15 protein-coding genes are annotated in these 23,589 nt (G+C 34.6%); 10 read left to right on the top strand and 5 right to left on the bottom strand.

The features are described from left to right. Nucleotides 1-33: 33 nt before the first annotated feature. Both OQ292_RS12475 and gpmI read left to right on the top strand, forming a co-directional pair. The gene (locus OQ292_RS12475; protein WP_284682463.1) at nucleotides 34-726 is read left to right on the top strand and encodes an RluA family pseudouridine synthase; all 693 of its coding nucleotides are present in this window, start codon (nucleotides 34-36) and stop codon (nucleotides 724-726) included. A gap of 119 nt (nucleotides 727-845) precedes the next feature. After that, complete coding sequence (gene gpmI / locus OQ292_RS12470) at nucleotides 846-2,372, top strand: 2,3-bisphosphoglycerate-independent phosphoglycerate mutase (RefSeq protein WP_284682462.1); 1,527 nt, start codon at nucleotides 846-848, stop codon at nucleotides 2,370-2,372. Between the two features lie 52 nt (nucleotides 2,373-2,424). Here the strand turns inward: gpmI and OQ292_RS12465 are convergent, their stop codons facing one another. Both OQ292_RS12465 and OQ292_RS12460 read right to left on the bottom strand, forming a co-directional pair. Then, nucleotides 2,425-3,000 carry a hypothetical protein gene (locus OQ292_RS12465; protein WP_284682461.1) on the bottom strand — a complete coding sequence of 192 codons (576 nt, stop codon included), beginning with the start codon at nucleotides 2,998-3,000 and terminating at the stop codon, nucleotides 2,425-2,427. Nucleotides 3,001-3,047: 47 nt separating this feature from the next. Then, on the bottom strand, nucleotides 3,048-4,940 hold the full coding sequence (locus OQ292_RS12460; RefSeq protein ID WP_284682460.1) for an amidophosphoribosyltransferase: 1,893 nt from the start codon (nucleotides 4,938-4,940) through the stop codon (nucleotides 3,048-3,050). 173 nt (nucleotides 4,941-5,113) lie between these two features. Here OQ292_RS12460 and OQ292_RS12455 point away from each other — a divergent pair, with 173 nt between their 5' ends. The 5 genes from OQ292_RS12455 to OQ292_RS12435 all read left to right on the top strand — a co-directional run bounded on the left by OQ292_RS12455 (nucleotide 5,114) and on the right by OQ292_RS12435 (nucleotide 12,801). Beyond that, nucleotides 5,114-6,001, top strand: a complete 888-nt coding sequence (locus tag OQ292_RS12455) for a GNAT family N-acetyltransferase (protein WP_284682459.1) — start codon at nucleotides 5,114-5,116, stop codon at nucleotides 5,999-6,001. A gap of 85 nt (nucleotides 6,002-6,086) precedes the next feature. After that, nucleotides 6,087-7,217, top strand: a complete 1,131-nt coding sequence (locus OQ292_RS12450; RefSeq protein WP_284682458.1) for a DNA polymerase III subunit — start codon at nucleotides 6,087-6,089, stop codon at nucleotides 7,215-7,217. Nucleotides 7,218-7,272: 55 nt separating this feature from the next. Beyond that, complete coding sequence (locus OQ292_RS12445; RefSeq protein WP_284682457.1) at nucleotides 7,273-10,203, top strand: CheR family methyltransferase; 2,931 nt, start codon at nucleotides 7,273-7,275, stop codon at nucleotides 10,201-10,203. Between the two features lie 59 nt (nucleotides 10,204-10,262). Then, nucleotides 10,263-11,051, top strand: coding sequence for a DUF481 domain-containing protein (locus OQ292_RS12440; protein WP_284682456.1), 789 nt, complete (start codon nucleotides 10,263-10,265; stop codon nucleotides 11,049-11,051). 112 nt (nucleotides 11,052-11,163) lie between these two features. After that, the gene (locus OQ292_RS12435) at nucleotides 11,164-12,801 is read left to right on the top strand and encodes a hypothetical protein (protein WP_284682455.1); all 1,638 of its coding nucleotides are present in this window, start codon (nucleotides 11,164-11,166) and stop codon (nucleotides 12,799-12,801) included. On the opposite strand, the gene OQ292_RS12430 is transcribed toward OQ292_RS12435, so the two are convergent. Then, complete coding sequence (locus OQ292_RS12430; protein ID WP_284682454.1) at nucleotides 12,788-13,690, bottom strand: alpha/beta hydrolase; 903 nt, start codon at nucleotides 13,688-13,690, stop codon at nucleotides 12,788-12,790. The two genes, OQ292_RS12435 and OQ292_RS12430, sit on opposite strands and share 14 nt — an antisense overlap. Nucleotides 13,691-13,899: 209 nt before the next feature. Here OQ292_RS12430 and OQ292_RS12425 point away from each other — a divergent pair, with 209 nt between their 5' ends. Beyond that, nucleotides 13,900-15,405, top strand: coding sequence for an Ig-like domain-containing domain (locus OQ292_RS12425; RefSeq protein WP_284682453.1), 1,506 nt, complete (start codon nucleotides 13,900-13,902; stop codon nucleotides 15,403-15,405). A gap of 116 nt (nucleotides 15,406-15,521) precedes the next feature. Next, nucleotides 15,522-17,411: a serine hydrolase domain-containing protein gene (locus tag OQ292_RS12420; protein ID WP_284682452.1), complete on the top strand. Its 1,890-nt coding sequence runs from the start codon at nucleotides 15,522-15,524 to the stop codon at nucleotides 17,409-17,411. Here OQ292_RS12420 and OQ292_RS12415 read toward each other — a convergent pair. After that, entirely contained in the window at nucleotides 17,408-20,479 is a 3,072-nt protein-coding gene (locus OQ292_RS12415; protein ID WP_284682451.1) for an AAA family ATPase, read from the bottom strand. The genes OQ292_RS12420 and OQ292_RS12415 overlap by 4 nt on opposite strands. A gap of 406 nt (nucleotides 20,480-20,885) precedes the next feature. Here OQ292_RS12415 and OQ292_RS12410 point away from each other — a divergent pair, with 406 nt between their 5' ends. Next, nucleotides 20,886-21,941, top strand: coding sequence for an amidohydrolase family protein (locus OQ292_RS12410; RefSeq protein WP_431733769.1), 1,056 nt, complete (start codon nucleotides 20,886-20,888; stop codon nucleotides 21,939-21,941). Nucleotides 21,942-21,997: 56 nt separating this feature from the next. Here OQ292_RS12410 and OQ292_RS12405 read toward each other — a convergent pair whose 3' ends face one another. Then, nucleotides 21,998-23,554, bottom strand: coding sequence for a S8 family serine peptidase (locus tag OQ292_RS12405; RefSeq protein ID WP_284682449.1), 1,557 nt, complete (start codon nucleotides 23,552-23,554; stop codon nucleotides 21,998-22,000). Between the last annotated feature and the right edge of the window lie 35 nt (nucleotides 23,555-23,589).

Below are 23,589 nucleotides of genomic sequence, written 5' to 3'. Positions count from 1 at the left end.
TCTGTAGCAAATTTTATTTTTAATAAAAAAGAAATGAAGAGAGAATTTGATATTGTCTATGAAGACAACCATATCATAGCAGTAAATAAGCCAAGTGGTATTCTGGTGCAAGGTGATAAAACAGGTGACGAGCCACTTTCAGAAAAAGTAAAAGAATATATTAGGGTAAAATATAAAAAACCGGGTAATGTTTTTTGTGGTGTTATACACAGAATCGATAGACCGGTAAGCGGACTTGTAATACTAGCCAGAACTTCTAAAGGACTAGAAAGAATGGCTAAGTTATTCCAAGAAAAAAAGACCAAGAAAACTTATTATGCATTGGTAAGTAACCGACCAGAACAAGATGAAGGCAGATTGATACACTGGTTAGTAAAAGATGCTAATAAAAACTTTACTCATGCCCACGAAAGACAAGTGAAAAACAGTAAAATATCTGATCTTGCTTATAAACTTATTGGTAAAGTGGGCAACGATTACCTACTTGAAGTAAACCCTGGCTCTGGTAGATCGCACCAAATACGTGCACAGCTTGCAAAAATGGGCTGCCCAATTAAAGGTGATATTAAATACGGATATAAGCATAAGAACAAAGATGGAAGTATTCATTTACATGCTTACCAACAAGAATTTATACATCCTATAAAAAAAGAGCCCATCAAAATTACAGCTCGAATTCCACAAGACCCATACTGGGATCAGGTAAGACACTTAACTGGGCGTTAAACACCTTAATACTGAATATAAAAGCCTTCTTATATTTATTCAGATTAAGAATTAATTAATTCAAGTAAATTAAATGATAGAAGGCTTTCAAAAAAGGCTATCCTGTTTAAATTTGTCGTATGGATAAGAAAGTTTTATTAATGATATTAGACGGCTGGGGAATTGCCAAAAACCCAGAAGTTTCTGCTGTAGATAAGGCGAATACGCCTTTTGTAGACAGCCTATATACAAAATATGCAAATAGTAAACTGGAAGCTTGTGGCAAAGCAGTAGGGCTTCCTGATGGCCAAATGGGTAACTCTGAAGTTGGGCATATGAATATTGGTGCAGGCAGAGTAGTTTACCAAATGCTAGAAAAAATTAACATTGCAGTAAGCGACGGCAGCCTTGCCAAAAACGAAACTTTGCAAAAAGCTTTCAAATATGCTCAAGAGGATTCTAGAAAAGTGCACTTTATAGGTCTTGTATCTAATGGAGGTGTTCACTCTCATATCGAACATGTAAAGGGCTTACTTTCTGCAGCTTCAGAGTTTGGTTTAGAAGAAGTTTATGTTCATGCATTTACTGATGGTAGAGATTGTGCTCCTGATAGCGGATATGGCTTTATCGAAGACCTTTCAGAACACATGAAGAAAACCACTGGTAAAATTGCCAGCTTAACTGGTAGATACTTTGCCATGGACCGCGATAAGCGTTGGGAAAGAGTGAAGTTGGCTTATGATGCTATGGTAAAAGGAGAAGGTAAAAAAGTGGTTAACTTCCTCGATGGTATTAAAGAGTCTTATGATGAAGGTACTACCGATGAATTTATCAAGCCGCTTGTTGGTGTTGATGATTTAGGTGATCCTGTAGCAAAAATTCAAGATGGTGATGTAGTTATCTGCTTCAACTTTAGAACTGATAGAGGTAGACAAATTACAGAAGCACTTTCACAAAAAGACTTCCCAGAACAAGATATGAAAGCGCTTGATTTACACTATATCACCATGACTGAATATGATGATACTTTTAAAAATGTATCTATCATATTCGATAACAAGAACATAGAAAAAACACTTGGTGAAGTACTCGAAGCAGCGAATAAAAAGCAAATTAGAATTGCTGAAACTGAGAAGTACCCACACGTTACTTTCTTCTTTTCTGGTGGTAGAGAAACTGAATTTAAAGGTGAAAAACGCTTAATGTGCCCTTCTCCTAAAGTTGCTACTTATGACTTGCAACCAGAAATGAGTGCAGGAGATATAAGAGATAAAATTATTCCGGAGTTAAAATCTAAAGAACCTGACTTTATTTGCTTAAACTTCGCTAATGCTGATATGGTTGGCCATACAGGTGTTTTTGAAGCAGCAGTAAAAGCTTGCGAAGCTGTAGATAGCTGTGCAGAAGCTGTAATTGAGGTTGCTCTTGAGAATGGTTACAGCACCATCGTAATTGCAGACCACGGTAACTCAGATATTATGCGTAATCCTGATGGTTCTCCTCACACAGCTCACACACTTAACCTTGTGCCTTGTATCTTAGTAGATGAGGAATATAAAGGGAAACTTAAAGATGGTAAATTAGGCGACCTTGCTCCTACTATTCTTAAGTTAATGGGTGTTGAGAAACCAGAAGAAATGACTGGTGATTGTTTACTATTAGATTGACCCAATTAAGTCTAAACATAAAAAAAGCCCCAGACTGGGGCTTTTTTATTAGCTATTTCTTTTCTAGAACTGCTTGCTGGTAGACTGTTATCGGATATGACTTTACTTCGGGCACCTCACCTTCTCCACCAGTAGTATTAATACTATCTTTTCTACTAAAAATCACTTCGAATAACATTTGGTCTCCAATTAACCTGTTTGTTACCATTAAAAGATTTCCGGCAACATCATACCTGCTTATAAAAACATTATCAAACAATTGTTGATCGAGCACTATGGTATTTTTTTCATCCATTTTAAAATGCCCTTTTGCAGTTTCATAAGCAACTAATTCATATTCTCGCGGAGAACCATTGTAAACTAACTGCCAGTTCCACTTACCATTGGTTCCTGATGGGCTAATATTTAATTCCATCGGAATGTTGATAACTGTATCCTTTTCCAGATTATCAATCTTTAAATCACCCTTCCAGTTACCAATCCAGTTTTTAGGAAAACCCGCATCTGAAACCAACTGTATTTTTGTATCCTTTTGAGGCCTTTCCAATTCTGCTTGAGTATCTTTTCTTTCAGTTGAACAAGAAAACGCTATTAAAGAAAAGCACAAAAAGATATATATTTTATTCATAGAAATTATTCAATCAACATTAAGCTAAATGTAAAGTGCTTAAATAATTAATAAGCACGTTTACCATTACCTTCAAAAAAGTTCATAAAGCTTCTATTAACTACCTTATTACCACCTGGAGTAGGGTAATTACCTGTAAAGTACCAGTCACCTATATGGCTTGGACAAGCCTCATGTAGACTTTCTACTTTTTGGTAAATCACAGAAACATCAGCTTTAATGTGGTCTTGCTTAACAATGTTTGCAATTTCGTCAGAAATCTCTTCATCGGTAAACGGAGCATAAATCTCTTTTACATGGTTTACCAAATCCTGACTTCCATTTTTGAATGAAAGCGCACACTTGTCGTAAACCTCTTGTATCAAACTAGACCTACCTGTTTTATTCAATAGATTAATTACAGCTCTAAATGCCACAAAACTAGACATCTTAGACATATCTATACCATAACAGTCAGGATAACGGATTTGTGGTGCTGAAGAAACAATAATAATTCTTTTTGGCTCTAGCTTATCGAGCATATTAATTACACTTTTCTCCAATGTAGTTCCACGTACAATTGAATCGTCTATAACTACCAGCGTATCTACATGCTTTTTAATAATCTCATAAGTAGTATCATAAACGTGAGCTACTAAATCATCTCTACCTTCATCTTCAGAAATAAAGGTTCTCAACTTCACATCTTTAATTACTAACTTCTCAATTCGTAGATTAAAAGACAGGATTTTTTCAAGATTTCTACCATTGGTTCCATTCCCAATAGCTTGAATTCTTTCCTTCATCAAGTGTCTTTCTAACCCCGCTATCATACCCAAAAATGAAGTTTCTGCAGTATTAGGGATGTATGAGAAAACTGTGTGCTCTAAATCATTATTAAGTGAGTTTAATACTTGATTGCACAACAACTCACCTAGTTTCTTGCGCTCTTTATAGATCATCGGATCTGAGCCACGAGAAAAATAAATTCGTTCGAAACTACATGATTTTTTAGGAAGCTTTTTGATGAACGCCTGTTCCTCGTAGTCTCCATTTTTATTTATAATGAGTGCACTACCCGGTTCAATCTCCTGAATTTGATCGTACTCACAGTTAAATGTTGTTTTGATAGCTGGTTTCTCAGATGCAGCTACTATTACCTCATCATCTGCATAATAGTAGGCAGGTCTAATACCCGCAGGGTCTCTAGCAATAAAAGCAGCACCAAAACCAGTTAAGCCCATCATTGCATAACCACCATCAAAATCTTTGCACGAACGAATAAGTATGTTCTGAATATTTAGTTCTTCAGAAATCTTATCTGTAATCTCACTGTTAGAGAATCCTAGATCTTTGTATTTTCTAAATAAGTTTTGAACTTCTTCATCTAAGAAGTGACCAATTTTTTCAAGTACAGTAACTGTATCTATTTTTTCTATTGGATCTTGCCCAAGTTCTACAAGATGATTAAATAGCTCCTCTACGTTGGTCATGTTAAAGTTACCAGCAGTAATCAGGTTACGACTTTTCCAGTTGTTACGTCTGATCATCGGGTGGCAATACTCTATACTATTTTTGCCATGAGTACCATAGCGCAAATGCCCCATATAAACCTCTCCTACAAAAGGCACATGGTTTCTCATCCATTTTGCACTGTAGTATTTCTCAGGATTCTCATTCAATACTTTGCCAAGCTTCTTGTTGATCTTGCCAAAAATGTCCATAATTGGTTGTTGCTCAATAGAACGGTATCTGGTAATAAACTGCTTACCTGGCTTTAGATCAATTTTGATGTTTACAACACCCGCACCATCTTGTCCTCTGTTATGCTGTTTTTGCATAAGCAAGTACAACTTATCTATGGCATAAGTGGGCGTTTTGTATTTGTCAATGTAGTATTGAAGTGGTTTTCTGAGTCTGATGAATGCAATGCCACATTCATGTTTGATGATATCGCTCATAGTTTTTGGGAGTGAATTGAGGTCTTTTATTAATTCTCCGTTACAAAGTTACAGAAGTATTAATCAAAACATCTAACTTTTAAACATGCTTTTTTTAAATCTGTAAATATTCTTTTTTTACTAAATTGAGAAAGAACTTATAACCTATTGAATATGAATTAATTCACCGTTTTATGAATAAAATTAAGTTAACAAATAGTCTTAATATAAAATTCACTAACATACCCGAAAACCATTTCGATCAGTTACATAGAACTTTCCAACTTTCGTTTAGAAATTACCATACCACTATTAACACAAGTCATAAAGCTTTAAAGAACAGGTTTAATCGACTTGGAGTAAGATTATCTCAGTCGGTTGCAGCTTACCATAATGAAGAACTTATTGCCTTTATTCTTCAATCGGAAGGTGTGTTTAACAACAAAAAAACAGCTTATAATGCCGGAACAGGGGTTTTGCCAGAATATAGAGGACACAAGATAAGTCGAAGTCTATATGAGTATGCATTTGATCTATTAAAACAAGATAGTTTTGAGCAATGTATTTTAGAAGTAATAACTCAAAACATTCCAGCATTAAAAGTTTATAATCAGTTAGGATTCTTTACAGTAAGAGATCTTATTTGCTATAAAGCAGCTAATGTTATTCAAAAGTCTCATTCTAAAATCAACATCCATTTACAAAAATTGGAAAATCGGATTCCGGAATGGAGTCTTTACCAAACCTTCTTCGATTTTGCTCCGACTTGGCAAAACTCAACTACTTCTGTAATTAGAAACTTCGACGAAGAAATTATTATTGAAGCTCATTACAAGTCAGATGTAGTAGGCATCATCATATTTGACCCAGATTACGGCAGCATTTCTCAGATTGCTGTGCATAAGGGTTTCCGAAGAAAGGGAATTGGCACTCAATTATTAAGAGCGGCATCTGCTTTTATAGTTACACCGAATATCTCTATTATTAATGTAGATGGAAGTTTTGCAGATGCAAATGCCTTTTTTATAAATAATGGATTTAAAGAAATAATAAGGCAAAAAGAAATGATTAAAGAATTCTAAAAAATTAATACCAATCTGATCTGCCTAATTTTTACCTTTGCTTTTCAATTTTTAAAATTTCAGCAAACATCTAAGTAAACAAGATTTGCAGTTTTCAGATATAACAGGTCTCGAAGAAATAAAATCAGCACTGGTTCAGTCTGTAAAAAATAATCATATTGCGCATGCACAATTATTTATGGGCAAAGAAGGCAATGCAGGTTTAGCTTTGGCATTGGCTTATGCTCAGTATATAAACTGTGTAAACAAGAAAGAAGAAGACTCTTGTGGAGTATGCCCCTCTTGCAGCAAGTTTGAAAAGATGATTCACCCAGATTTGCATTTTATATTCCCCACTTCTACAAATAAAAAGATTACAAAAACTGCTGATGCTATCAGCGTAAACTTTTTAAAAGACTGGCGTGCATTTTTACTTGAAAACCAATACCCAACTTTACCAGATTGGGCTGCATTTATAGGCGCAGAAAACAAACAGTGTAATGTTTCTAAAGAAGAAAGCAGAAACATTATTAGGGCTTTATCTCTAAAAGCTTTTGAAGCAGACTATAAAGTAATGTTTATTTGGCTTCCAGAATGGATGCACCCATCGGCAGCCAATGCGATCTTAAAAATACTCGAAGAGCCACCAGCAAAAACACTTTTTCTGATGGTTTCTGAAAACCCCAATCAATTACTAACCACTATTATTTCCAGAACTCAGATTGTACAAGTTCCTTCTTTTTCTGACGCAGAGGTTAGTGAAGTATTACAGAGAGAATACGATGTAGAAATAAGCAAAGCAAAACAGATAGCTTATCTATCTGAAGGCAACTTAAATAAAGCCATTAAGCTAAGTGGCCAAGTTGAAATGGCTCATGCAGATTTTTTTAAACAATGGATGCGCATTTGTTTTAGAGCTGACTTCTCCAACCTACTCCAGTTTTCTGATCAGTTTCATAAAATGGGCAAGGAAGATCAAAAAGGCATGATTAGTTATGCACTTAATATGCTCAGAGAGTCGATGCTTTGGCAATTTAACTCTGAAGGTTTAATAAGGCTAGATGAAGGGGACAAAGAGTTTATTAGTAAGTTTGCAGAAGTACTCGACCAACAAAAACTAGAAATTATGAGCAAAGAGTTTAATAATGCACTATTTTATCTAGAAAGAAATGCTAGTCCTAAAATATTGTTTACTAACCTTTCTATTTTAATATCAAAAATGTTTAAATTGTCCTAAATTTTTTGTAGAAATCGTACTTATTTACTATCAATAAACATACTTCTGGCTCATTATGGCAACTCATCAGAAAAATTCTGAAGGTAAATTGATTGTAATAGGTATTGGAGCATCTGCCGGTGGCCTTGAGGCTTTACAAGACTTAATTTCTAACTTACCAAGCGAACTAGGAAATATCGCCCTAATAATTGCTCAACACCTTAGCCCAACATATAAGAGCATGTTGGTAGAAATTCTTAAAAGAATAACAGAGTTAGCTGTTGTAGAAGCAAAAAACGGATTAAAGGCAGAGCACAATACAATTTACATAACTCCTCCAGATAACGATATTACTCTACTTCCTGGTGATTATTTTCAATTAATAAAACCTGTTAAAGCTACAGGTCCTAGACCTTCTGTGGATTTACTTTTTAGCTCTATTGGAAATACAAAAAAAGAAAAAGCTATTGGCATTATCCTTTCAGGCACTGGTAAAGACGGCTCTAAAGGATTAAAAACTATAAAATCTACTGGCGGTTTAGTAATTGTTCAAGACCCAAATCTTGCTAAATACAATGGTATGCCCATAGCTGCTATTGAAACTGGCATAGTAGATATTGTAATTCCAGCTGATCAAATCGGCTTAAAACTTAAAGAACTTGCTAGCAACCTTGAGCAAGAAGCCCAAAGAATAATGATTGAAGGGCCAGAAGAAAACAATAATACATTAGACAAGATAATAAGTAAGCTTTCTAAAAAAACAGGCACTGACTTCTCTAATTATAAGCCTTCTACTATCATTAGAAGGTTAAATAAAAGGATGAGTGAACTCAACTTAATCAATATAAACCAGTACGCTAAGTATATTGATAATGACAAAAACGAACTTGACCTACTGTTTAATAATATTCTTATTGGGGTTACCAGTTTTTTTAGAGATGGGGAATCATTTAAAAAGCTTGAAGAATACCTTTCAATAATACTTAATAAAAAAGAAATTGGAGACCAAATTAGAATTTGGGTAGCTGGTTGTGCTACAGGAGAAGAGGCTTATTCTATTGCATTCTTACTCTCAAAGCTTATTAATGACAAACTTCAAGATTATAATATACAGATATTTGCCACTGATATAGATCAGAATGCTATTACAATAGCTAGAAAAGGCATTTACTCACAGCATGATGCAGAGCGTATACCAGAAGATATGCTCGATAAGTATATGATTAAAAAGGGAGATACTTATGAAGTTATTAAATCTATAAGACAACTTATATTATTTTCAAAACACGATATAACTTCAAATCCACCATTTTTAAAACTCGATTTAGTTAGCTGCCGAAACCTGCTAATTTATTTTAGTTCGGGCTTACAGCAACATGTTATACCAATCTTCCACTACAGTTTAAATGACAATGGTTTTTTATTTCTAGGAAAATCAGAAACTGTAGGCCCTTTTAACGATATGTACAAGCAAATCGAAGACAAGGCTAAAATCTATCAAAAAAACAAAATCAATAAAAACAATGTAGTAAAATACACTTATTACACACAGAGGTTTTCTGAAGGACAAAAAATTAAAAGTAAAACTCCTGCCCAGAAGCTTTCTATACCTGAAATGGTAAAAGAAACGCTGTATAATACATTTGACCATTGCTATGTAGTAGTAAATAACAAGATGGATGTTATACACATCAGTGGAGATGTACGCATGTTTTTGGGTATTAATCCTGGGTTTATGAACTCTAACATCCTAAAACTTGCCAATCAGGATTTACACATAGACCTACGAGCATTAATCAGCAATTCAATTAATAAAAATGAAACCTCTAAAGGTGATATAAGAAAGCTTGAATTTTTTGATAAAGAGTATTTCGTTAGAATTGTAGTAAAACCTCTATTATACTCTGAGCAAAATCAGGTTTTGTATGTAGTGATTTTTGAAACCCACGAGCCAAACAGCATGCTTGTGAACAACGAAAACGTCGAAAAAATTGACGATATTAATGATCACCCGCGAATTGTGGAGCTCGAAACCGAATTAGAGGGAGTAAAAGAACACCTACAAAACTTTATTGAAGAGCTAGAAACTGCAAACGAAGAACTTCAATCTCTTAACGAAGAGCTGCAATCTTCAAATGAGGAGTTACAGTCATCAAACGAAGAGCTAGAAACTTCTAATGAAGAGCTGCAATCAATAAATGAAGAATTAAAAATTGCTTATACAGAGTTAAAAGCTGCTAGTGAAGAGCACGAAATTCAAAATAAAAAAATAAAACAAAGTGAAGCCAATGCACAGGCATTACTCAACAATTCTTTACAGGCATTTATCTTAATAAATAGAGACTATAAAATTATCTCTTACAATAAAACCGCCCAGTTAAAGTCTAATTTAATCTATGGAAAAAAGCTAGTAGTTGGTACATCTATGATCGACTACGAGCCATCTGGCTATTTGGAAGAGTTTAGAGACGACTTTAGACATGCAATGGCAGGCAATTTTGTAAGTGGAGAAAAAGCCATAGAAATACAAAGCGGTGGGAAAAGATGGTTTAAATACAATTTTACACCAGTAGAAAATAAAGAGAATCACATCAATATAGTTTCGTACAGTTTGCTAGACATTACTGATATGAAACGCCTAAATAATGAACTTTCGGAAAGTGAAAGTCTAACACTATCTGCTTTTAATGCAGTAAACATTGGTATTTGCATTACAAATGAAAATGCTAAACTGATAAAAGCCAACCAGGTATTTTGCAAGTTGTATGGTTTTGATGTAGATGAACTCGTTGGCGAAGATTTTTCTGTGATGCTACCAGATGAAAAGAAAGCTAACTCTTTGCTGCTCCACAACGAGCTGATAAGCGGAACCCCTCTTGGAGATACTGAATGGATAGTAAAAAACAAACAAGGAAATGAAATAAAAGTAAAAGTAAACACTTCGATTTTAAGTGCAGAAAATGGGAAAAAATATAATATTCTGTCAGTTTCGCCGATTGACAATTAAATTTAGGCATCTATTAGCACTAAATATTTATATTTTTTCAACCATAAACTTTACTTCAAATGCGGGCTATACTTTTGTTTGCAGGCATTCATATTTTTTTATTTCTTTCATTTTTCATTTGTAATACCAGCTTTTCACAAATTGTAGTTGTTGAAGATAATCAGGTAGAAAGAGACTCCTCGGGTTGGCAAGTAATCGGTAATGTCAATTTTTATAATACCAAAAACACAAGCACTGTACTTTCGATAAATGCTGGTACACAAATCCAGTACAAATGGTACAGAAGCAAAATTATTTCGATGAATGCCTTTTCTGCAATCCTTAATACGAGCAACGAAAATCCCGATCAAGAAAATCGTGGCTACCAACATATCAGGTACAATTATAATATTAACCAAACAGTGGTTTACGAAGCATTTACCCAATTACAGTTTGATCAGGTATTGCGTATACAACGACGATTACTGCTTGGTACTGGTGTACGTTTCAATTTGCTAAAAGACAAATCTGAAGACGATTTAAGTGTTGGTCTTACTTATATGTATGAATACGAAAGAGAAAAAGACACTACTGCAGTACATAGAGACCATAGAATGAGCTCTTATATTTCTGCCAAAAAGCAGTTTAGCGAATCTGTTGCACTTTCTCTTATTTCTTATTATCAGCCTCTTTTCAATGAATTTTCAGACTACAGAATTTCACTTGGAGCAGGTTTAAATTTCAAAATTTTGGATAAACTGGCATTTGTAATCGATGTAAACCTCAATTACGATGCAAAACCAGTTGTTGATGAAGATATACCAGACCTTACTTATAGCATCCGGAATGGACTCAGTTTTAAGTTCTGAAAATGGTTTAGATACATTTAAGTTACATCAACATATTAGTTGAGAAAACATGCCCGTTGTCTGGCTTTAAACAGAATTTTGCTGTATAGGTCAAACTACTCAAATAGATAAGATGAAAAAAATTTTCGCTGATTTACATTGCCATCCGGCCGCATGGACCTTCAACTACTTAAGAAATACCGAATCTGAACAAGACTCTGAATTATTTACACCTTGGAGTATACCTGCTTCAAACATTAAAAGACAGGAAAAAGGGATAAGAACTGGTTATAGCCAATCTGATTTTGCCAAACTATTAACCAGCAGAACCAAACTTGTTTTTGCCTCACTCTACCCGATTGAAAAAGGTTTTTTTAGAGACAAGTTTTTAAGGTCTTTAAGAAGCGGGAAAAAGTTTAGAACCGGAGATAAACATACTTTATTTGATATTTTACAGAGTAAAGTAATGAATGTATCTCATGAGCGCACAGAATACTTTCAAGGAAAAGAAATTGATGGATTCACTTTTGATTATTGGGATGAACTTCAGCGTGAATATGCCTTTTATCTTTCTGGTGCCGACAAAGTAAACAGTGTTTCTGTACTTGCGAATCAAAATAAGCAAACCTACAAATACGAAACTCAAGGATACTATAAAATTGCTCAATCTCTATCCGATGTAAATGATGCAATTAATTCATCGAATGGAATTTCTGTTGTACTTACTATAGAAGGTATGCACGCACTTGGTATTGGTAATCCGGTACAAAGTGAAGATGTAAGCATGCAGGTTTTAAAAGAAAGAATTGCTGCATTAAAAGGAGAAAGCAAAACTATTCGTAATTGGCAACACCCTATTTTCTTTATCACTTTTGCTCATCATTTCTATAATACACTTTGCGGTCATGCGCATAGTTTCCCTAACTTGGGTGAAAAATGTTTCTTAAACCAAAGTATAGGAATAGACACTGGTTTTAACGACAAAGGAAGAGCAATTGCCTGCGAACTTTTGGGAATTGACACATCACTAAATGATACTGGCAGCAGAAGAATTTTGCTAGATGTAAAACACATGTCTCCACAGGCAAGAAAAGACTATTACAACCAAATTGTGATTCCTTATAACAATAAACCGGGTGTAAAAAAGAAAATTCCAGTTATAGCCAGTCATATAGGCTACTCAGGTGCTCAAAGCCTACAGCAACTTATTGATGAGAGCAATCTGGAATATCAAAAAGGATTCTTTTCTAAAAAGAACAGAGCAGATAATTTTGAAAGAGACGATTTTTATGCTTGGGGAATAAATGTTTGTGATGAAGATATTGAAATGGTTCACACTACAGAAGGTTTGTTAGGCCTTGCTTTCGATCAACGAATTTTAGGAGTAAGAGCTAAAGAAAGAAGAGAAAACAATATTTCTGCCTTTTCAAGAACAATTGAAAGAATTGCTTTGGTACCCTTCAAATCAGATTTAGACAACTCTTTCAATATTTGGAACACTATCACCATCGGAACTGATTTTGAAGGTTACATCAATCCACTGGATCCTTATAGTACTTCTCTAGACTTCCCAGATTTTTCTACGGATTTAATTCAAGCATTAGCTAGGCTTAAAAAGCAAAGTAAATTCTTATTTGGCGATTTAGAACCCGAAGAAATTGTTGATAAAATATGTTTTTCAAATGCTTATAACTTCCTTACAAAACACTTCGAGTTTGGTTTTGGCAACAGTCAAAAAACTACTTCTGGAACCGACTCTATGTTAAGTTAAGCATTTCGGATATTTGGGAATTGACTGCCTGTAAAGCTTCATTCGCTTGTGGAATCATGGAGTAGCTTTGCCAAACATGAAACATCTTTTCCCAAATATCCAACTCTACCTCCACTCCATCAGCTTTCATTTTTTCTACTACTCTCAAGCTGTCGTCCATCAACATATCTTTACCTCCAACTTGAATATATACTGGTGGAAAGAATTTAAACGAAGCATTGATTGGCGAAATAAAAGGGTTTTCTATTTCAAATCTGCCAGTATAAACTTTGGCTGCTTCGTGCAATTCATCAATATCCAGAATTACATCTGACTTTGCCATTTCTTTAACTTTAGGCGTAGAACAGCTAAGGTCTGTCCATGGAGCAAATAGCACTAACATATCCGGAATTTGCTCTCTATCTTCAATCAATTTTAATGTAAGTGCTAAAGCTAATCCACCTCCAGCCGAGTCTCCTGCTACAATTATTTTTCTATCTGGATATCTTTTAACCAACCACAAATAAGCTGAGATTGCATCATCTGGCGCAGCTGGGAATGGGTATTCTGGGGCAAGCCTATATTCCACTACCAAAACTGAAAGATTACAAGTTTCTGCAATTCGCTTACATAAACTCTGATGTGTAGCTATCGAACCCATTACATAACCCCCACCATGCAAATACAACATAATCGGGCTTTTACTTTGGGCTTCTGTATCATTAAACATTACACAAGGAATGCCATTAGCCGCCACTCTTTCTGCAGGAACATTTCCACTTTTAAAGCGCTGGCTCATTTCCAACATTTTCTTTCTTCTTTCAGCAATAGATACCTGCTTTTTCTTAATTCCCATTGATAATTTTTTAAGCCAGAGTTTTAAATAAAAAATAGTGTATTTAGACAGCATGTTTGTGTTACAGTCAAATGATGTATTTCGATAACTACCAGAATATTCCCTGATTGATCTTAGCTGCAAAATAAATCAAAATCAGATAACATCTTTATCAACAAAACACCAAAAAATCTTCGCTTTTTGCCGATTTCCTTTCTTTACTATGCTCAAAATATGTTGACAGCGTTGAGTCCCAGAATACATTAGCATAACCAGCATAATATATGGGGCAATACTTTACTAACTATAAATACATTCTGACTTTTTTGTTTACAACTTCATTAATTCTCTTAGCAGATACTGGATGGTGTTTACGAAAGACTTCAACACAAGCAGAATTTAAGCCTGTTTTTTTTGAGCCGGCAAACAATGCTTCAGATATTTTTCCGGGTAAAGCTTTTTTGCAAATTGGTTTTGATGAAAACATTCAAACTAAAGATGCAGCTATCAAAATATTTGAAGCTAAAAGTGACAAGCTAATCTCATCCACTTCTTTAGCAGATAGTATTCAAGTACAGGTAAAAGGTAAAGTACTTTATATAAAACCAACAGTCTTATTAAAAGCCCAAACAACCTATTATATTAATATAGATTCAGATGGAATTGTCAATGTAGATAAGACAAAGTCTTTTAAAGGAATTAATGATAAAACGGCTTGGACATTCACGACTACCCAAGATACCCGAGCTCCATTTTTTACAAATGTTTTGCCAATAGTACAAGAAACTAGTTTTAATGATTTTACCTTTGAATTTGATGTAAGTGAGCCAGTTAATGTTTTTTACAAACTGTTGGAGGTAGGTAAAAAAGCGCCAACATCAGAAACTCTTACAAAAACAGGTAAGAAAGTCAATTATCAGCAAGGTAAGAACAAAGTAACTATTGATAAACTCATTGCAGGTAAAAGGTACGATTTATACCTTATCGCACAAGATTTAGCTGGAAATGCTAGCCCTGTTTGGCAAGAGACTATACAATTACAAGTAAACCTCAAATATGCTATTGCTTTAGAGTTTGCAAAACCTCTAAATGGCAAACACGATATTTCTATAAATACTGAGTTTGAAATGTATTTTTCAGAAGCGGTAAAAGCTGGAAATGGAATGATTAAAATATATGATGCTCAATCTTACACATTAAAAGAATCTATTGACATTCATACTTGCGATATAAAAGGAATTAAGCTGAGTTTTAAGCCCATGCATCCCCTTGATACATTAACCGATTATTTTATAAAAATAGATTCAGGGGCCTTAATCAGCATAAATAACAAAAAGAAATTTTCAGGAATAAATAGCTCATCAGATTGGCATTTTACTACCAACAATGGAAACGATAATCAACCTCCTAAATTCACTAAAAACACACCTACTCTACTCAACAATTCTAGTAATGAGATCGAATTACAAATTGCCTTAAATGAATTAGCAATGGTTTACTACATGGCAATCCCTAAAGGTGAAAACATCAGCTTGCCTACTGCTCAACAAGTTATTGAAGCAAAAAGCTTTGACAACCAATCAGCACCTATTTCTGGAAAAATCAATATCCAATCTACTGAGCTGATTTACCCCATCAAAATTGAAAAACTGAAAGAAAACACCAGTTATCGTATTTTTTTATTAGCAGTAGATAAAGATGGCAACCACAAAAAATACCCTTATGAAATAGCGTGGTTTCAAACAGGTTTCTCAGAATTATCAGGTAATCATCCCATCATTCAGAACTAGTTTAGCATTAGGAGTACATTTATTTTTAAAATTAACCTCTTACATAAATTTTGTATTTGTACTTATAAGAGATTTTGTATAATTGGAAGAAACTAAAATTGGTTAACTCTTTCTTGATGCAAAATTGGTCTAACTTTTCTAAACTTCTATTCTCCTTTTTCGCTATAAATGTTTTGTTTCTTAGCTATACATCTGCTTTAAAAGCGCAAGACCATATCCCTCAATCAGTACCAGCATTAATAGATTCTATTGAGCATATTATGGAAAGGAAGAAAATAGCTGGCCTTATGCTTACTTTGGTAGAAAATGACTCAATTATTTTCTGTGGTGGGCTCGGGTATTCAAACTTAAGCACCGAGCAAAAAGTAGATAAAAACACTTTGTTTAGAGTGGGTTCTATTACAAAAAGTCTGGTTTCTCTTGCTGTAATCAAGTTGATAAGAGAAGACAAATTTACACTAAATTCCAATTTGAAAGAAGTAGCTCCGGAAGTTCCTTTTACAAATGAATGGGAAGAAACTGACCCAATCAAAATCGTGCACCTACTTGAACATACTACCGGATTCGATGATATGCATTTTAGTAAAATGTACAATTTAACTGGTGAAGACATCAGCATTGAAGAACGGCTAAAAAATGATGAAACATCTTTAATAAGTAGGTGGCGACCGGGAACAAGACATTCTTATTCGAATCCGGGCTATACAATTCTGGGTTACCTTGTAGAAAAATATGCCGGCAAAAGTTTTGAAGCATATGTTACCGATGAGATATTAAAACCCATAGGAATGGAACATGCCAATTTACTTTCCTTTCCTAAAGATAAAGCTAGTTATGCCCAAGGTTACGATTATGATAAAGGTGATTTTAAAGAAGTGCCTTTCTATGCTATTAACTCAGTGCCGGCTGGTGCATTAAATGCCAGTGCAACTGATATGGCAGAATTTCTAAAATTTTTCCTAAATAATGGTTTAGTTGATTCAACCCAGTTTTTCTCTGCTGAAGAAATTAACGAAATGGAAAAAGTACATTCTACTTTGGCTGCTAAAAATGGTTTAGAAAATGGCTATGGCTTAGGAAATTACACCAGTGGTTATGGTCAAAAGCAACTTTTTCAGGGGCATAATGGCGGTATAGATGGTTTTATTTCATCTTATGCCTATAACCGCGAATTGGGTATTGGCTATGCCGTTTCTAATAATACCTCTAATGGTATGGGAGATGTAATTAAACTAGTTAAGAGTTTTTTACTAAGAAACTCAGCCAATAACTCTATTTCTTCTACAAATATTGATGCAAGTAGCCTAAAAGAATTCGAAGGATATTATCAGTTTAAAAATCCAAGAAATCACATTTTAGATTTGGTAACAGAAATGTTTAATGGTGTTGATGTTAGCATCGAAGATGGTAAAGTCTTTTACAAAAGTTTTATGCAAGATAAAAAATTGCTAGCTCCTGTTGGTAACTATCTCTTTAAAACCGAAGAAAGCAACTTTGCAAATACAGTTTTTATGCTTACACCATCTGGCAAACAAGCCATTGAACTTAATGGATTGTATTTTGAAAAAGGGAGTTTTGCTTATATTCTCTGGTTAAGAGTAATCATTTTTGGCAACTTACTTATTGCTTTAGTTTCAGCCATTACCTTTTTAAGTTGGCTAATACTTTTTTCAAAAAAAGAGTTAGGCTTCAAAAACTTTATGGTGAGAACTATGCCTTTCCTTGCCTTACTTTGCTTTGTAATTATGCTTTATTGCTTGCAATCTATGCTTACTGGAAATATTGTAGAACTTGCAACAATGAATGGTGCTGGATTGAGCTTTTTAATCAGCTCAGTTTTATTACCTATTCTTTCTGTAGTAGCACTTATTTCAATCTTTTTGCATAAAGAAAAAATGAGCCGTTTTCTGCAAGTTTGGCTAATTGTCTCTTCTGTGTTTGTATGCTGCCTAAGCTATATTTTATATGACTATGGCTTTATCGGACTTAAAATATGGGAATACTAATTTTCCCAACTGTAAGAAACTAAGCTACCTTCGTCGCGATCATTTTTTACCATAAGAGAAACATCTATCTCTTGCTGTAATTCTTCTACGTGAGAAATTACACCAACAATTCTATTTTCTTTTTGTAAAGATCGGAGCGTTTCAAAAACCACTTGCAAGGAAGATTTGTCCAAGGTTCCAAAGCCTTCATCCAAAAAGAAAAAGCTTCTATCGGAAGTGTTAAGTGATTTTACATGCTCTGCCAAAGCCAGTGCCAAGCATAAGGCCGCCTGAAATGTTTGACCACCAGAAAGCGTTTTAAGCAGCCTTGTTTTTCCATTGTTCAGGTAATCTCTTACAATAAAATCATTGCTATCATTCAATTCGAGACTAAGGTTATTTTTTGTAAGTAGCATAAATCGATTATTGGCAACCTCAACCAGATTTTTTAAATAAATTGAAGACACAAACTCTACAAAACCTCTTGCTTTAAACAAACTGGCAAGCACTTTCAAGTTATCACCACGTAATTGTGCTTTGTGTAAATCAGCTTCTTGTTTCTTTCTTAACTCAATATTTTCTTTGATTTTACCAGCTTCATCTTTCAATACAGCTAGTTGATTTTGCTTTTGTAAGATTTCAGCCTCAAGAATTACCAATGCTTCTTCTAACTCTTTAAAGGTTGCTGTATCAAAAGGTTTATCCGTAATTTTTGATTGAAGATCGGCTAGTTTTATCTCTGCTTCTTGCACTGCTTTTCTAAAACTCTCAATATTTTTCTTTTCCGTCTGTAGATCAATATTTTCTCTTAATAAGCCTTTTACCTCTTGCAAATCATTAAAATGTGGGCTGTTATCAATTTCAGAATAGATAATAACTCTTATCTCATCTAGGTTTTTACGCAACTCACTCAAAAACTTCTGTTCTGATGCTAAGGTGCTTTCAGCCCCTTTCCTTTCTAGTTCTATTGCTTTCAACTGCTCTTCGGCCTCTCTATAATTCGACTCTAGACTTTCTAGATACTGAATGCCATTTTCTCTTCTAGCTTCCAGTTCTTCAATGGAAAGGTCTTTAAATTTTCCTTCGTATGTAAGCTCTTTTAAACTTTTCAGGTCTTTTTCAATACTTTTTTCGGCAGTTACCTTTTCAGTTTCGAGCTTCTGAAAATGCAATTTGGCCTCATCTCTTTTTATTTGCAATTGCTTTATATTGCTTCTTTCTTTATCAAGAACAGTATCTAACCTTTTTATTTCTTCGCTCAGTTTTTGGTGTACTGCCAATGCTTTTTGTACTTCTTCAATACTTTCGAAAGAAATATTTTTGACTTCAATATTTGCTTCTATCTGCTGCAAAGTACTAGCAGCTTCTTCTAAAGATTTCTCTTTTTCTGATTTGAGAGAGTTGTTTGTTTTAACTTCAGCAGCAATACTCACCAATTTATCTTTTGCAGACTGAAGCGTATTTTGCTTTTCTTTAATAGTAGATAATTCTTGCTCTAGTTCTTTTTCTGAGTCGTTAGAAATATCTTTTTCGTGTTTTGCAGGATGATGTGTAGCGCCACAAAGTGGACATGGCTTGCCTTCTTCCAAATTTTTTAGATCTGCCAAATACTTTTTTCTAGCTTCTAAGGCAATCAGTTCTGCAGCAATTTCGGCTTCTTGTTCTTCTAATAAGGTTTTGATATTCTCTGCTTTCTCAAAGGTATTTTCTTCGATATTCAGTTTTTGCAACTGCTCTTTCTTTTGCCTTATTAGCTCTTCGCTTTGAGTTTGTAGTGTATTTAAAGATGCTTTCAGGTTGCTTTGCTGCTTGTCAAGCTCTGATTTTCGAGCTAGTAAACTCTCTGCATCTTTCAGCAAATTGATATCTTCTAACTTACTTTTAGTTTCTTGAAGCGCTTCAGTAATATTTTTTTCCTTCTCATCTGATTCTTTTAAAGCCGTTCCTAATCCCTCTGTTTCTCTCTTCTTCAGATCGAATGCTTTAGTCAGATTTTGCAAATCATGTTCTGTAGACTTTATTGAAATGATGGTTTCAATATCATTGAGTTGGTCTTTTCTTTTATCACGCTTGCCATATTCTTTCTTTTGCCTGTCATAATGCTCACTCGCTTGTTCACAAGCAGTCTCTAAACGATGTACTTTTCCTGCTGAAGACTGAATTTGCGTGTCTTTTATATCGATATCTTTAATGGCTTTTCCTTCTTGAAGTAATTTTTCTCTAAAAAGTCTGTCTGCCAAATCGTATCGCTCCAAATATGCTTCTCTATAATCAGCATCTTTTTTTCTATCTTCTTGCTCTGCTAACCAATTTTCAAGCTTTGTTTTTTCTTCAAAAAGCTCTTTCAAAGCCAATTGATCAGCATGTTCTTTTTTCCTTTTTTCAAATAAGCGTTTTCTTTTTTCTATATCCTCTACGAGAAATACTGTTAACTCTTCATTTTCCTTTAGTTTCTCAGTAGTAAATGCTTGCAAACTTTCAAGTCTAGTTTCGAGTGTTAAGATTTCATCTTTATTTTGAGAGATTAATTGTCGGGTACGATCACTTAAATCAAACTTATCCAACTGAAATAATTCCTGTAGCATGGCAGTACGATCTTTCCCTCCCATCTCGATAAACTCTCTAAATTTACCCTGAGGAATAATTACAGTTTGCCTGAAATTTTTGGCATTCATACCGATTATCTCAGTAATATCGTAATTCTCTAGCGCCTGCCACTCACCATTGATTTCTTTAAGAACCCTTCTTCCAGATGTTTTTACCTCTTCAAACTTTTTAGGATGCCGCTTGGCTTCAAAAATGAATCGAAACCGCTCTTCTCCTCTGTTACCAGCAAAGCACGAAAAATCGATCAGCATTTTATCAGACTGAAGATTCATCATGTTATAATATCGATTATCTCCCGATTTATTTAGTCTGTCAGATTCGCCATAAACAGCAAAAATAATGGCTTCTAAAATGGAGGATTTGCCACTACCTACAGCCCCGAAAATACCAAATAGCTGATTAGAGGTGAGTGTTTCAAAATCTATCTGTTGTTTTTTACGGTATGAGTAAAGTCCTTCAATGGTAAGACTTATCGGAATCATGGTATGCGTTCAGTTCAAAAAGGAAATATAAGCAAAAGAAGTGGAAAGGTATTTCAAATCAAACAATTTTATATTTTCCTTTCAATATGGCCTAAATTCACTAGAAACAATGTTATTTTTCTGATATAAAGCTACGGTTCATGAACAATCTACACGCTATTCTTTGTTACAGAAAAAATCAGCTATAGTACCTATTAACCATCTATATTTCCACTTTCCCGATAAGCACAATACTCACTTATTATTAATCAGAAATAATAGATTTGTAAATCTTCGTACACTGAAACTTTATTAAATGAAAAGATTTTTTTACTGCTTATTAGCCATCTTGGCTATCTCTAATTTTGCTTGCACTCCAAAAACTACTGAAGATATAACCGAAGAACCGAAAGAAGAAGCACTTATAATGGATTTTGAAAAGTATAATCCTCCTTCTACTTTGGTTGTTCCAGAGCATACCGTTACTAGTGCAAAATTCCCTTTTATAGATGTACATAGTCATCAATACCAAATGCCAAACCAAGATTTATCTGAGGTTGTCGCTGCCATGGACTCTTTAAACATGGCTGTAATGGTAAACCTGAGTGGAAGAGGCTTCCGTAGAGTTGGCGACCAATTTGATGTAAACGGACATGACTATCTTGTAAACTCTGTAAAGAAAGTAACAGATTCTTACCCTAATCGATTTGTAGTATTTACCAATGTCTCTTTTATAGGAATTGGTAATGATGGTTGGACAGAAGAAGCGGTGAAACTACTTGAAGCTGATGTAGAAGCTGGCGCAAAAGGCTTAAAAATTTATAAAAGTCTAGGCTTTAATGTAAAAGACATTGATGGTAACAGAGTTGCTGTTGATGATGAAAGACTAGATCCGATTTGGGCAAAATGTGGCGAATTAGGCATTCCAGTACTAATTCACTCTGCTGATCCGAAATCTTTCTGGGACTCGATGGATGAAAACAACGAACGCTGGTTAGAACTTAAAACCCACCCTGGCAGACAAAGGAGTGCTACAGATCCTGTTCCATGGGAACAAATTATAGTAGAGCAACACCATATATTTGAGAAACATCCCAATACTACTTTTATAAATGCACACATGGGCTGGTTTGCAAATGACCTTGGAAAACTAGGAGAAATAATGGATAAATACCCTAATATGTATGCAGGTATTGGTGCAGTAATCGCTGAGCTTGGCAGACAGCCTAGAAATGCTAAAAAGTTTTTTGAGAAGTATCAAGATAAAGTATTATTCGGCAAAGACGCTTGGCATTCAGAAGAGTATCCAACTTACTTTAGGGTATTAGAAACTGATGATGAATATTTCCCTTACTACAAAAAGTATCATGCTTTTTGGTATATGTACGGGCTAGATTTATCTGATGAAGTATTAAAAAAGCTTTACTACAAAAATGCTTTAAACATTATACCTAACATCGATCAATCGTTATTTCCAGAGTAACAAAAAAGGGCTTTGAGTTAACTCAAAGCCCTTTTTTGTTACTATTTTATTTTAAACTACCAGATAATTTCAAGAACTTCATCACCACATACAAAAGTACTTTCGGTAACTCCGGCAGGTTTTACTACTTTAAATTTACCTTTAGTGCCTTTTACTAATTCTTGTTGTGTTACATAGTGTTGTTTCTGTTTATGGAATACGATTGCTTCCTCAACATCTTTTTCAGAGGCTTTTACAGTATATTCATCTTTACCAGTTGCCATTCTTTTATTAATAGCTGCTTCTAGTTTTTTGCCTTCTAAAATTTTTAGTGCTTTAGAAGCTTTCGGTACACCATAGCCCAAGAAGTTATTCCCATTCGGGTATAAACTACCAGACATTTCGATAATCTCTTTAATCTCTTCTCCGGTTGCTTCAGGTTTGCTTTGCAATAAACAAGCTGCAAAACCAGTAATTACCGGAGCAGAAAACGACGTTCCCATTAGTGAGAAGCAAGAAACATTAGGTTTTAGGTAAGGCAGAAAATCAGGCCCAATACTGGAATAGCCAGCTTTTAAACCAGTTGGCCCTACCGCGCCAACAGACAAAACTCCCTTAGCATCTGCCGGAGCAGAAACTATTTGCCAGTTTGAATCATTTCCTTCATTTCCAGCAGAAACTACTAGTAACAAACCTTTTTCTTCTGTAGCAATTTGCGCTGCTTTAGTAATCACTGCTGTATTGCCATCCATTTCTTTTAACTTATAGTTTTGCTTTGGATCATCAAACCCAATTGCATAACCTAAAGAGGTATTAATAATTCTAACTCCTAGACTATCTAACCACTCCATGGCGCTTATCCAATAATCTTCTTCGGCTCTGGTCTCGGTATCACCTTTTTCAGACCTTGTTAAATAAAAAGAAGCATCTATCGCAAAACCATATTGTGGGCCTTTTGATCTAATACCAGCGATATGTTCAACTACAGTATTCCCATGATCATCAGAATAAGTCACCATATTGTTAAACAAATCTTCCCTACTTGGGTCAACAAAGTCTCTAGTACCTAATATTCTTTCATCTTTTAAAAGGTGCTTAAGGTTTCTATTTTTGGTTAAACCATAGTAACCGGCATCAATTACACCAATTACAATACCTTCACCTGTTAAACCTTCTTTTTTCATTAGCTGAGCTTCCATCTGAGAAATGGCTGTACTATAACTCGCATTTTCAGGTCTCTCATCATCTTCTACGTAGCCATTATAGTTAGCCAATGCGGTTACTCTTCTTTGAATAGGAATTACTTCTTTAACAAAATCTTGCTTTAAAAGCCAGTTTTTCTGCTCATCAGTAATTTCTGCAGAAATCGCATTTAACCACTTCGACTGATTAACAGCTTCTACACCTTTTTCAGCCATTTTATTTAGATAGTCTTCAGTTAGTGGGATGTCAGAATATTGAACAAGATCAATCTTCATTAACTGCCTTTTCTCTATAGCACGCTGGCTTAAATGCTTTTTATAGTCGTAGTTTTTAGTTTCCTTGTCTTTAAGAACAATCCAATACTTAGGCATCTGGCAAAAAACCTGGAGGGCAAAAAGGTTTAACACCAGTATTAAAAAAAATCTTTTCATTTGCAATGTGGTTAGTGTTCGATACAATGAACGAT

The organism is Chondrinema litorale (genome assembly GCF_026250525.1).
Classification (GTDB): domain Bacteria; phylum Bacteroidota; class Bacteroidia; order Cytophagales; family Flammeovirgaceae; genus Chondrinema; species Chondrinema litorale.
Note: the sequence above shows the minus strand (reverse complement) of the source record. Positions and strands in the feature narration are given on the sequence as shown.